Source organism: Citromicrobium bathyomarinum, from assembly GCF_038594485.1.
Taxonomy (GTDB): Bacteria; Pseudomonadota; Alphaproteobacteria; order Sphingomonadales; family Sphingomonadaceae; genus Alteriqipengyuania; species Alteriqipengyuania bathyomarina_A.
This window is the reverse complement of sequence record NZ_JBCFZG010000001.1, coordinates 158,353-169,831: the sequence shown is the minus strand read 5'-3', so window position 1 is coordinate 169,831 and position 11,479 is coordinate 158,353. Positions and strand designations below refer to the sequence as shown.

The window sequence follows — 11,479 nt, the reverse complement described above, 5'->3', positions numbered from 1 at the left end:
ACAAGCGCGCGGCGTCCTGCTTATGGGATTCGCCATGACGAACACGCTCTCGACCACCTTCGACCCAGCCGATATCGAAGCGCGCTGGTACGCGCATTGGGAACAGAACAACTGCTTCCGGCCCGAACGCGCGGATGCGGAAGCCTTCACCATCGTCAACCCGCCGCCCAACGTCACCGGCAGCCTGCATATCGGCCACGCGCTGGACAATACCTTGCAGGACATCGTGATCCGTTACGAACGGCTGCGCGGCAAGGATGCGCTGTGGGTGGTCGGCATGGACCACGCCGGGATCGCCACCCAGATGGTGGTCGAACGCCAGCTCGAAGCGCAGCAGGACAAGCGCACCAACTACACCCGCGAGGAATTCGTGCAGAAGGTGTGGGACTGGAAGGCCGAAAGCGGCGGCGCGATCACCGGCCAGCTGCGCCGTCTGGGCTGTTCGATGGACTGGAGCCGCGAACAGTTCACGATGGACGAGCATTTCAGCAAGGCCGTGATCAAGGTGTTCGTCGATCTCTACAACGACGGCCTGATCTACCGGGACAAGCGGCTGGTGAACTGGGACCCGAAGCTGAAGACCGCGATCTCGGACCTCGAAGTCGAACAGCAGACGATTTCGGGCAGCTTCTGGCATTTCAAATATCCGCTCGCCGACGGGGCGACGCTGGATAGCGGCGAAGATTACATCGTGGTTGCCACGACGCGCCCCGAAACGATGCTGGCCGATATGGCCGTGGCGGTCCACCCGACCGACGAGCGCTACAAGAGCGTCGTCGGCAAGCACGTGATCCTGCCGATCACCGGTCGCCGCATCCCGATCGTGGCGGACGAGCACGCCGACCCCGAGCTGGGTTCGGGCGCGGTGAAGGTCACCCCCGGGCACGACTTCAACGATTTCGAGGTCGGCAAGCGTGCCGGCTTCGCGCCTGCCGAGATGCTCAACATGCTCGATGCCGAGGCGAACGTCTGCCAGACCGCCGACGGCCTGGTTCCGCAAGAATTCATCGGCCTGCACCGCTTCCGCCGCGACGAGCTGAACGGCGCTCGCGAGGCGGTCGTCGCGCGGATGAAGGAAGAAGGCTTCCTGATCCCGCACATCGCCAAGACCAAGAAGGGCGAGGAAGTCGAACACGACGCCGAGCCCCGTCAGATCGCGACGCCCTTTGGCGACCGTGGCGGCGTGGTGATTGAGCCGTGGCTGACCGACCAGTGGTATGTCGATGCCGAAAAGCTGGCGGTGAAGCCGATCGAGGCGGTGCGCAGCGGCGAGGTCGAGATCGTCCCCAAGACCTGGGAAAAGACCTTCTTCAACTGGATGGAGAACATCCAGCCGTGGTGTGTCAGCCGCCAATTGTGGTGGGGGCACCGGATTCCGGCGTGGTACGCCGACGATGGTCGCGTGATCGTGGCCGAAAATGCCGAGGCCGCGCAAAGCCTCGCCGGGCCGGGCGTCGCGCTGGTGCAGGACGAGGACGTCCTCGACACATGGTTCTCCAGCGCGCTGTGGCCGTTTGCCACGTTGGGCTGGCCGGAGAAAACCGACCTGCTCGAAAAGCACTATCCCAACAACCTGCTCATCAGTGGGTTCGACATCCTGTTCTTCTGGGACGCGCGGATGCTGATGGCGGGCTATTTCAACACCGGGCGCAAGCCATGGGAGAAGCTCTATCTCCACGGCCTCGTGCGCGCTGCCGACGGCTCCAAGATGAGCAAGTCCAAGGGCAACGTCGTCGATCCGCTGATCCTGATCGACCAGTACGGCGCCGACGCGCTGCGCTTCTTCATGGCGGCGATGGAAAGCCAGGGCCGCGACATCAAGATGGATGAAAAGCGGGTCGAGGGATATCGCAACTTCGCCACCAAGCTGTGGAACGCGGTCCGCTACTGCCAGACCAACGGGATCGGCGCGTCGCAATCGATCGCGGCTCCGGAGGCGAAACTCGCGGTCAATTCGTGGATCATCGGCGAGGTGATCGAGACCAAGGCGACGATCGAGAAGGCGCTGGCCGACCTGCGCTTCGATGCCGCCGCCAACGCGATCTACCACTTCGTGTGGGACCGCTTCTGCGACTGGTATCTCGAACTGATCAAGCCGGTGTTTGCTCCTCCCCAAAATGGGGAGGGGGACCATGCGAAGCATGGTGGAGGGGCACCCTCTGCCGATAACGAGCCCCTCCACCGTCCTGCGGACGGTCCCCCTCCCCGTACCGGGGAGGAATGGAGCCCCGCTGAAGAAACCCGCGCTGTGGCAGGCTGGGCGATCGACCAGATTCTTGTCATGCTCCACCCTTTCATGCCCTTCGTCACCGAAGAGCTGTGGCACGCGCAGGCTGAGTTCCAGGGCGGTGAGCGCCCCTACGAACTGATGCTGGCCGCATGGCCCGATCCGCAAGCCGAGCTCGACACCGACGCGGTTGCCGCGATCGACTGGGTCGTCGCGCTCACCACGGCAGTTCGGGGAGCCAAGAACGAGCTGGGCATTGCGCCCGGTGCCAAGCTGGAGGCGTGGCTCCCCGCCCCCTCCCCGCTCGGCACCCGCGTAGTGGAGCGCAGCGCGGCGGCGATCGAACGGCTCGCACGTCTCACTCCGCTGCATTTGGGCGAAGAGGCTCCTGAAGGCCCGGCAATGCAGGTCGCTGCAGGCGAAGACGCGTTCATCATCCCGCTGGAAGGCCACGTCGACGTCGAGGCGGAAAAGGCGCGTCTGACCAAAGCGATGGAGGCGAGCCAGAAGGAGTTCGGATCGCTCGACAAACGGCTCTCCAACCCCTCCTTCGTCGAAAAGGCCAAGCCCGAAGCAGTCGAGAAGGCGAAGGCCGATGCCGCCTTCCACGCCAGCGAGATCGACCGGTTGCGCGCTGCTCTGGCGCGGCTGGGGTAAGTCGGAATGAGCCTGATCGGCTTCGCAATCGACAGGCTCTTCCCGCCACCTCCCACTGAGTTCGAGCACCCGGAGATCGGGCGGCTCGAACAGGATCGCCATCGGCCCAATTGCTATGCCGGCGCGGTCGACTGGCCGGTGGGCACAATGCATGGCGGGCAGATCACGCTGATCCTGCATGGCGACAAGCCCACCAGAGGCGGGCTGCAGAGGGCTGCGAAGCATTTCCTGGCCATGCGGGCCAACGCTCAGCGCGTTGCGTCCAAGGCAGCCGATTGCGCGGGCGAGTATCTTTATCCCAAGTGGCGCGACGAGTGGTTCGGTGACGATGAGGAGATTCCGCTCGATGCGTGGAAAGCCGGGCTGGAGATAGAGCGCATCTGGGTCGATCCGCTGGGACAGATCGGGATCGACTATCGTTTCGGCCAGCCCTTCGCCGGTCATCACGCAACCGTTTCCGGCGTCGCGCCAGACCGCTTCGATTACGCGAGCTTATCTGTCTGATCTGCGGCGAGCCACCGCGTCCTGGCGCACATGCCCATCGCATGGGGAGATGCGCCTTCTACCAAAACCGTAACCACGATCTTACCTGTGCCCCATGGCCCCCTGGATCATTCTTGGCACCGCGCTGCTCTTTGCCGCATTCCTCCTTTTCCTCCGCCATCTGAAACAGCGGAGGCGCGAGCGGATAATGGCGTCTTCGCTCACGCGGGAGCAGCGGGCCACGGTCGAAAGGCTGGTCCCGCTCGTGCGTCGATTGCCCCCGCCCGTCCGCGCGAGCCTGGAGGGGAAGATAAACCTCTTCCTCGACCAGATCACCTTTCGCGGCCAGAACGGGCTCGAAGTGACCGACGATATGCGGCTTTCGATTGCGGCGCAGGCCTGCCTGCTGATCGTCAACAGCCCGGTCTGGTACGATACGCTCAGGAACGTGCTGATCTACCCGTCGGCCTTCCTCACCAACCGCGACACGCACGACGGCCAGTTCGTGCATGAAAACAGCCACGCGACGCTGGGCGAAAGCTGGGCACGCGGCCCGGTAATCCTGTCCTGGGACCACGCGCTGCACGGCGGGCTGGACGCCGAAGATGGGCACAACGTGGTGATCCACGAATTCGCGCACCAGCTGGATGGCCTCTCGGGCCACACCAATGGCATTCCGCTGCTACGCAAGGGGCAGGCCTATGCGGGTTGGGAAAGGGCCATGCTCGACGCATTTCAGGATCAGGTCGAACGGGTCCAAAATGGGGAGCCCACGCTGATCGACCCCTATGGCGCCACCAGCCATCAGGAGTTCTTCGCCGAAGCCATCGTCACCTTCTTCGAACGGTCCCGCGCGATGCGCGACCAGATGCCCGCGCTGTACGAGCAACTCGCCACGCTGCTCGCGCTGGACCCCGCACAATGGCACTGATTCTGCGTTCGAGCAGGTCCGATCGAACGAGTATCGGCGAATTTCCTACCGCCCGCATTTCTGCCATGACCACCCTTATGACTGCCTTTCGCACAGCCTGCCCCGCCCGCGTTTCGCAAGCCTGCGCGGCGAGACATTTTTTCACCCCTGGACACTGTGTCAGGTGTGTCAGGGGCCTCGCATGAACCTCGTCCTCGCCACCGACGATTCCGGGGGGCCGGAGATTTTCGCGTCCGTACAGGGCGAAGGACCAAGCGCGGGCGAACCGACCGCATTCGTCCGCCTGTCGCGCTGCAACCTCGCCTGCGTGTGGTGCGACACAGCCTATACGTGGCACTTCACCGGCGACGAGCGCCCCCATCGTTCGGGCGAATTGTTCGACCGCAAGGCCAATCAGGTGACGCTTGAGGTGGCCGACGTCGCCGCACGGATCGCAGCACTTGGCCAGCGACGCCTGGTAGTGACTGGGGGCGAGCCGATGTTGCAGGCCGCCGCACTGGCCGAGCTGCTCGCAGCGCTGCCCGACACGACCGTGGAGATAGAGACCAACGGCACCGCCTTCCCACCGCCCAAGCTCGAGGTGTGGGTCGACCAGTTCAACATCAGTCCGAAACTGGCGCATTCGGGCAATGCCCGCGAGCTGGCGATCGTCCCCGGCGTGCTGCGCCGCTACGCCAGCGACGGGCGCGCCTTCTTCAAGTTCGTGGTGGCAGAGCCTGCCGACGTCGACGAAGTGCGCGAACTCGCTCGCGCGCATGCGTTGCCGCGCGGCCGGCTGTTCCTGATGGCCGAAGGCACCGACGGCGCGACCTTGCGTGCCCGGCAGGAATGGCTGGTGCCGCTCTGCCTCGAACATGGCTTCCGCCTGTCCGACAGGCTGCACATTCACCTGTTCGGCGATACGCGGGGGACGTAATTCGTCGGTGCAGACCGCCCGGTTCGTACTAGCGAACCCGAAAAGCTACGCGTGGGTTCGCCACCGGTGGACGATCCTCTCGATCGCTTCCTCTTCGCCGCCGGTCTCGCGCCATAGTGCGCTGAAACTCGGATCATCGGAGGCCGGACGCTTCGCCTCTTCAAGCGTGTCGAACGTGACGCGCATCGGCACCGCGGTCCCCTCGCCGCAGATGATGCACTCGCGGTTGCGCAGCGCGGGGATCGTGTCGAGGAAACTGCGCGCACCTTCGGGCATGGCCGCCTTGACGAAGGCCTGGTCGCGCTCGTTGTTGAGGCGCATCGAGATGATGGTGCCGCATTGCGAAAGCACGCCTTCGGCCAGGTCAGACGGGCGCTGCGTCACCAGGCCCAGAGCGATACCGTACTTGCGGCCTTCCTTGGCAATCCGGCTGAGGACCCTGCCGACCGAAGATTCGTCAAAGTGCTTCTCGTTGGGGACGTATCGGTGCGCTTCTTCGCACACCAGCAGGATCGGCCGCGTGCGCTCCTCGCGCGCCCAGGTGGCATAGTCGAACACCAGCCGGCTGAGCACCGCGACCACGGTGCTGGTGATGTCGGAAGGGACGCCCGAGACGTCGATGATGGAGATCGGCTTGCCATCGGTCGGCAGGCGCAGGATGCGGGAAAGGAATTCGCCCATCGTGTCGCCCACCAGCATGCCGGAGAACATGAACTGGTAGCGCGGATCTGTCTTCAGATCGTCGAGCTTGGTCTTGATCCGCATATAGGGCGCAATGCCGGTGGTTTTGTCGAGATCGCCCATCTCCTTCACCAGCTGGGCGGACAGGTCCGACAGGAGGTAGGGTATCGGCGAATCGACGGTGACCTTGCCGATGCTCTCGGCCAGCCGGTTCTTGCTGCGCGCCGCGTGCAGGCATTTCGCAAGGATATCCGCATCCACCTGCCGCTCGTTGCCGCGGCTGGTCAGCAGGACTTCGCAGTGCTCCTCGAAGTTCATCAACCAGTACGGCATCCGCAAGTTGCCCACATCGAGGAGCGCGCCATTCGATCCGAAAGCACTGGCATATTCGCCGTGCGGATCGATCATGATGACGTGTCCCTGCGGCGACGCCTCGCAAATCCGGTGCAGCATCAGCGCGGTCGTGGTCGACTTGCCGGTGCCGGTGGAGCCAAGCAACGCGAAGTGCTTGCCCAGCAGCTGGTCGATATAGAGCCCGGCGCGGATGTCGCGCGTCGGGAAGACGGTGCCAACTTCGACGAAGGCACGTCCGTCGCTCGCGAAGACCTGCTTCAGGTCGCTGCTGCTGGCAGCAAAGACCATGCCGCCGGGTGTGGGATAACGGGTAACACCGCGCCGGAAATCGCGGATGCGGCCCGTCAGCCTCTCCTTCGCCCCTTCGCCGAGAAAATCGATTTCAGCGATGATCCCGCCGGTTCCGCGTCGATCCTGCCGCTGGTTGCGAATGTTCGCGAGCAACCAGTTGTCGCCCGCGCGAATCTTGATCTGGCTGCCGACCTGGCCCGCCAAAGCGATCGCGAGATCTTCGTCCGAGGCGCACTGCCCCAGACGCTCAGTATCGAGCGCAATAGTCGCGCCAGCGCCGACCACGTCGAGCACGACGCCGATCGGCTGATCCGCATTGCCAGGCGTGGGCGTTACCTTGCGGTCGCCGTCATCGGCGTAGGGTGCCGCGTCGATCGCTTCCCTGAAACTCTGCCCCGCGATGTCCGTCATGAGAAATTCGTCGCCCCTCTGGCCGTTCCGTTATGCGTTCGGCCACGGCTCGACCTACCCGGAGCAGGGTTAAAATCGCGTCAATTCGAATACATAGCTGCGATCATCGAGCCGTCAGCCACGGTTGAAAAGTCGTCCGGCGAACCACCCCATGAACAGCGAAAGCATGATCGCGACCATTCCGTACAAGAACGGCTGCCGGTCGGCGAAAACCTCCACGAAGCGCTCGAAACCGACCTTGCGTACTTCCACGTCCGCGACCGCCGATGCGAGCACACGGCCATTGCGCACCGCGAAGGTCTCGGCGGTGTAGTTGCCGGTCTGCACGTTAGAGGGCAGACGGATGCGCGCCTGATAGAGCACGTCTTCGCGCAGGCTGACCCCGTCTTCTATCGTCTGGTAGAGCCCCTGCTGCTCGCGCAAATCGACCAACCCTGCGCGAAACCGCGCCTGTTCTTCGAGGTCGATCGACCCCGACGGGCTGAGCTGGATAAAGTCGGTCCCGAATTCGAATATGGCGGCGGTGCGTTCGTCGACGATCTGATCGATCGGTCGGCTGGAAGCGACGGCGAAAAAGCTCGGCGCAGAGCGGAATGCGGTGCTGTCTGCGTTCATCCAGATGCCGCCAATCTGGCGCTTCTCACGCAGCCGGATCGGGCCCGCCGGGCCTTTGAGAACCACGATGACATCGAACTTTCCGGCCCGCTCCTGCGGGTCGATCACCGCCCCAAACAAGAGCAGATCGGTACCGGTAAAGCCTTGGCGGACCTGCACTTCCTTCTGCGAGACTTCCGGCACCAGAACGGGGTCGCGCTGGGCCTGCGCGCCCGGCGTCCAGCCGATCACCACCGCCAGCGCCAAGGCGAGGCGTAGAGGCCGTGCGATCCTCACAGATCGATCACCGAATAGACTTCGGTCGGCTGTATGCTGAGGCCGTAGAACATCAGGAAAGCCATCACGAGCACGGTGGTGGCAAGCGCGAGGCGGAGCAGGTCCGGCTTGAACATCAGCGCGATCTTCGTGCCGAACTGCGCGCCGAGCACCGACCCCAGAAGCAGCATCGCCGCGAGCACAAGGTCTACCGCCTTGGTCGTCAGCGCGTGGGTCATCGTGGTGACCATGGTGACGAACAGGATGTTGTAGAGCGACGTACCGACCACAACCTTGCCGCTCATCCCGAGGATGTAGAGCATGGCCGGGACCAGCAGGAAGCCGCCGCCCACGCCCATCAGCATCGTGAGAATGCCCACGCCCGTCCCCAGCAGGAGCGGTGCGAGCGGGGAGATGTAGAGACCTGAAGCGTAAAATCGCCAGCGATAGGGCAGCGCGGCGACCAGCGGATGGTGCCTGCGCTTCGCGGCGCGCTGCTGGCTCTTCGACTGGCGGATATTCAGGCCTGCCAGCGCCTCGCGCATCATCAGCGACCCGATCGATCCGAGCATGAAGACGTAGAGAATGCTGATGACCACGTCGATCTGGCCGAGCGACTGGAACAGCCGGAACAGCAGCGATCCGATCAGTGCACCGATGATCCCGCCGACAACCATCACGCTGCCCATGCGATAGTCGACCCCGCCCCTGCGATTATGCGCAAGCACGCCCGATACACTGGCACCCGTCACCTGCGTGGCGGCGGATGCAGCGGCCACGGTTGGCGGGACGCCGCAGAAAATCAGTAGCGGCGTGGTCAGAAATCCGCCCCCGACCCCGAACAAGCCCGACAGGATGCCTGTCAGGGCGCCGAGAGCGACAAGCAGCAGTCCGTTGACCGACATATTCGCGATGGGGAGGTAGACGTCCATGAGCGCTGCGAGCCGTAGCCTTTTCGCCACCGCTCATAAAGCGCGCAGGCGGAGAAATTCGCCGCTAATCGCTTCAGAACGAAGCTGCCAGCGTCACCACAACCCCGTTCCCCGGTCTGGCGTCTCCGGCGACCCTGATTCGGTAGTCGGCCGAAGCGCGCAAAGTCGTGCCGCCGGTCGACAGGTTGACGCTCGCGGTTGGGCCGACATCCAGCCTCGACGCATCGCGCTGAGCCCCGCCCCAGGCACCGCCGCCGATGGTGAAACGCGAACTTTCACCGCCAAGGACGGAAGCCTGCAGCGTGGCCTTGCCGTCGACGAAGCCCGTGTCGAACTTTCCGCCGACATAGCCTGCCTGAAGATAGGCTTCGGCCTCCAGTGTCGGCCCGACGGGGCGTCTCGGCAGGCCGGTTACGACGTAGGCGGCAGGCCGGACTTCAGCACCTCCTGTTCGATCTGTCACCCGCACTTCGCCATGCACCCGTAATGGAAAGCTGCGCGCCAAGTTCAGGCTGGCACCAGCGGCAGCCTCGCTTTCTCCCCCCGAAACCAGCGCCTTGCTTGCCCGGCCATAGATCTTCGGAGCGAGCCGCGAATTGGGTGCCAACGCATAGCGGACGACCGCGCCCGTCTGATCTCCGCCGTAGCTGGCAGGATTTACGCCTGTCAGCCGGGGGTAGGCCCGTCCTTGCCGGATCAACAACCACGCGTCGCCGGACCATCTCCCGGGCTCGCCCGGCCCCACGCTGGACGGAGGTGCCAGCGGTGTGCTTGCTGCAATGTCGTAAGTTCCGGCTCGCCCTCCCAGAGGGAACCGGCCGCCACCCTTGCCCGGTGCGATCAAGGCCGGGTTTGCGAGACTGGGAAGAATTGGCATGCCGTAGCCTGGCGCGTAGGACATAGCCGAGGCGAACAATGCCTGGTGACGGGCCATCACACCCGCCCTCGCCGAGATCGCCGGACCGCTGGGCCCGCCGGAGGCGAAGACCGCCCTAGCCCCCCCGTCATGCCCCTTGGCATCAGTGCCGAGGCTGCGAGAGCCGAAGATCAGAGCACCCAGCTCGTAGTGAAGCGGCTTCAGCGGGCGTGCATGACGCGCATTGCCAACCGAGCTATCGGGACCGGCGTCCGCGCGGCTTACCCCGGACCGGGTCGGCGCGCTTAGTTCGGCCTGCGCAAACAGAGCCTCGCTTGCGGGAAGCGGGAATGGCGGCTCCCAGGTGCTCGCCCTGATTGCCACCCAACCGCACAGAAGCGCCATCGCCGCTATCAGTGGCCGCCCCACGCCGCGCCCGTTCGACCGCTTGCCCGGGTTCATGCAGGTGCGCCGGGCACAAGAGAAGGATGACCGCGATGCTCGGTCTTGTCCCAAGTCAGCATGGTGCCGCGCAGGCTTGCGACATACTGAACCACCGCACGGCGGCCTGCCAGGATCGCGATGAAATTGCCCAAAGGTATGCGAAGGACAGCCCGAATGCCTTCCTCCAACCCGTATTCGCGCGCAGTGAAGATGCCACGAAACGCAGATCGCCAGACGAGGCTGATGGCATTGGCGACCAGCAGGGTCCCGATAAGCGGTGTAAGCGCCAGCGAACGTGCCAATCCGAGCTGCTGCGCGACCAGCAGAACGGCGCTCAACACGAGCAGGAGATAGGCGGCAAACAGGACCAATGCAGCCATCGGTCCGCGTCGGTCGCGCAGCCGCATCCAGCCGTCGATCACGCCGCCGCTCCAGCCCATGCGATCCCACCCTTGCAGCGCGATCCCGCAGACCCAGCGGGTCTTCTGCCGCACCGCAGTTTCAAGCCGTCGGGGAAAGAAGGCGCGGGTTGCCACCAGCCGCCCGTCGTCGCCGCGGACCCTGAGAAACGCGACCTTGGCGCCCGCTTCCGCCACTCGCAAACCCAGTTCGTAATCCTCGGTCAGACTGTCGGCATCGAACGGGCCGCGCCAGCCCGATCGCGTATCGAGGATCGCCAGACGATCGCGCGCAATCGCGCACCCGACCCCTGCCGATGGGATCCCGGCACCCAGCCAGTTTCGCACGACCATCGCCTTGGCGTGGGCTTCGGCAAACTCGTCCATATAGTGTCCCGATACCCAACGCGACGGCGCCTGAGGTGACGGCAGGACGGGTATCTGCAAAAGTTCAGCCTTCGCGATGGCTGCGTCGAACAGCGGCAGTGCGGCCGGATCGACCATGTCTTCGGCATCGTGGATCACCACCATCCGGAACCGGACATCCTCGCGCCGCTCGTCTTCTTCAATTGCGCGATAGACGCGGTTCATGCAGTCCGCCTTGGTGGTCGGGCCGGGTCCGGAGTGGATCACAATGCGTGCTCTGGCGCGCCCCCGCGCCGCGCGAGCCGCAGCCTCGATCGTCGCCGGGTCATTGGCATAGCAGCCGACATACAGCCGCACCTGTTTTTGCGGCCACGCCGCCAGAAGATGGCGCATGGTCGCGCCGATCACCTCTTCCTCGCGCCAGGCCGGCACGATCACCGCGACAGGTCCGGAAAGGTCGCGACCCTCCACAGCCTGACGGTCGATCACGGGAGTTCGGATACGCCCGCTCAGCCGTCCGACCAGGTAAAGTACGTCGATCGCGAATTCGTCGAGCGAGCCGAGCGCGAAGAACAGACACGAAAAGAGGAGAAGTTCGCGATGAACCACGGCCAGCCAGTCGAGTGGCGTAAATGCCGCGCCTAGCATCTCACGATACCCCT

At 64.4% G+C, this 11,479-nt stretch carries 9 protein-coding genes; 4 read left to right on the top strand and 5 right to left on the bottom strand.

Annotated features, from left to right (window positions below):
* Positions 1 to 22: 22 nt before the first annotated feature.
* From AAG591_RS00815 to AAG591_RS00800, 4 genes are all read left to right on the top strand, one after another.
* The gene (locus AAG591_RS00815) at positions 23 to 2,884 is read left to right on the top strand and encodes a valine--tRNA ligase (protein WP_342529003.1); all 2,862 of its coding nucleotides are present in this window, start codon (positions 23 to 25) and stop codon (positions 2,882 to 2,884) included.
* A gap of 6 nt (positions 2,885 to 2,890) precedes the next feature.
* The gene (locus AAG591_RS00810) at positions 2,891 to 3,388 is read left to right on the top strand and encodes a DUF2262 domain-containing protein (RefSeq protein WP_342529002.1); all 498 of its coding nucleotides are present in this window, start codon (positions 2,891 to 2,893) and stop codon (positions 3,386 to 3,388) included.
* A 94-nt stretch (positions 3,389 to 3,482) separates the two neighbouring features.
* On the top strand, positions 3,483 to 4,298 hold the full coding sequence (locus AAG591_RS00805; RefSeq protein WP_342529001.1) for a M90 family metallopeptidase: 816 nt from the start codon (positions 3,483 to 3,485) through the stop codon (positions 4,296 to 4,298).
* A 181-nt stretch (positions 4,299 to 4,479) separates the two neighbouring features.
* A complete protein-coding gene (locus tag AAG591_RS00800; RefSeq protein ID WP_342529000.1) occupies positions 4,480 to 5,214 on the top strand; it encodes a 7-carboxy-7-deazaguanine synthase QueE in 735 nt (244 codons plus the stop codon).
* Between the two features lie 45 nt (positions 5,215 to 5,259).
* Here the strand turns inward: AAG591_RS00800 and AAG591_RS00795 are convergent, their stop codons facing one another.
* From AAG591_RS00795 to AAG591_RS00775, 5 genes are all read right to left on the bottom strand, one after another.
* Positions 5,260 to 6,951, bottom strand: a complete 1,692-nt coding sequence (locus AAG591_RS00795; protein WP_342528999.1) for an ATP-binding protein — start codon at positions 6,949 to 6,951, stop codon at positions 5,260 to 5,262.
* Positions 6,952 to 7,065: 114 nt separating this feature from the next.
* Positions 7,066 to 7,842 (bottom strand): TIGR02186 family protein, encoded by a 777-nt coding sequence (locus AAG591_RS00790; RefSeq protein WP_425341620.1) that lies wholly within the window; start codon positions 7,840 to 7,842, stop codon positions 7,066 to 7,068.
* Positions 7,839 to 8,753: a sulfite exporter TauE/SafE family protein gene (locus AAG591_RS00785; RefSeq protein ID WP_342528998.1), complete on the bottom strand. Its 915-nt coding sequence runs from the start codon at positions 8,751 to 8,753 to the stop codon at positions 7,839 to 7,841. The genes AAG591_RS00790 and AAG591_RS00785 overlap by 4 nt, the downstream gene beginning before the upstream one ends.
* 73 nt (positions 8,754 to 8,826) lie before the next feature.
* Positions 8,827 to 9,453 carry a hypothetical protein gene (locus tag AAG591_RS00780; RefSeq protein WP_342528997.1) on the bottom strand — a complete coding sequence of 209 codons (627 nt, stop codon included), beginning with the start codon at positions 9,451 to 9,453 and terminating at the stop codon, positions 8,827 to 8,829.
* Positions 9,454 to 10,067: 614 nt separating this feature from the next.
* Positions 10,068 to 11,465, bottom strand: coding sequence for a glycosyl transferase family protein (locus AAG591_RS00775; protein WP_342528996.1), 1,398 nt, complete (start codon positions 11,463 to 11,465; stop codon positions 10,068 to 10,070).
* Positions 11,466 to 11,479 lie beyond the last annotated feature (14 nt).

Bases quoted from the DNA above. Each gene is read 5' to 3' on its own strand.
- AAG591_RS00800 (WP_342529000.1), top strand. From the start codon at position 4,480: ATGAACCTCGTCCTCGCCACCGACGATTCCGGGGGGCCGGAGATTTTC.
- AAG591_RS00805 (WP_342529001.1), top strand. From the start codon at position 3,483: ATGGCCCCCTGGATCATTCTTGGCACCGCGCTGCTCTTTGCCGCATTC.
- AAG591_RS00810 (WP_342529002.1), top strand. From the start codon at position 2,891: ATGAGCCTGATCGGCTTCGCAATCGACAGGCTCTTCCCGCCACCTCCC.
- AAG591_RS00775 (WP_342528996.1), bottom strand. From the start codon at position 11,465: ATGCTAGGCGCGGCATTTACGCCACTCGACTGGCTGGCCGTGGTTCAT.
- AAG591_RS00795 (WP_342528999.1), bottom strand. From the start codon at position 6,951: ATGACGGACATCGCGGGGCAGAGTTTCAGGGAAGCGATCGACGCGGCA.
- AAG591_RS00785 (WP_342528998.1), bottom strand. From the start codon at position 8,753: ATGGACGTCTACCTCCCCATCGCGAATATGTCGGTCAACGGACTGCTG.
- AAG591_RS00815 (WP_342529003.1), top strand. From the start codon at position 23: ATGGGATTCGCCATGACGAACACGCTCTCGACCACCTTCGACCCAGCC.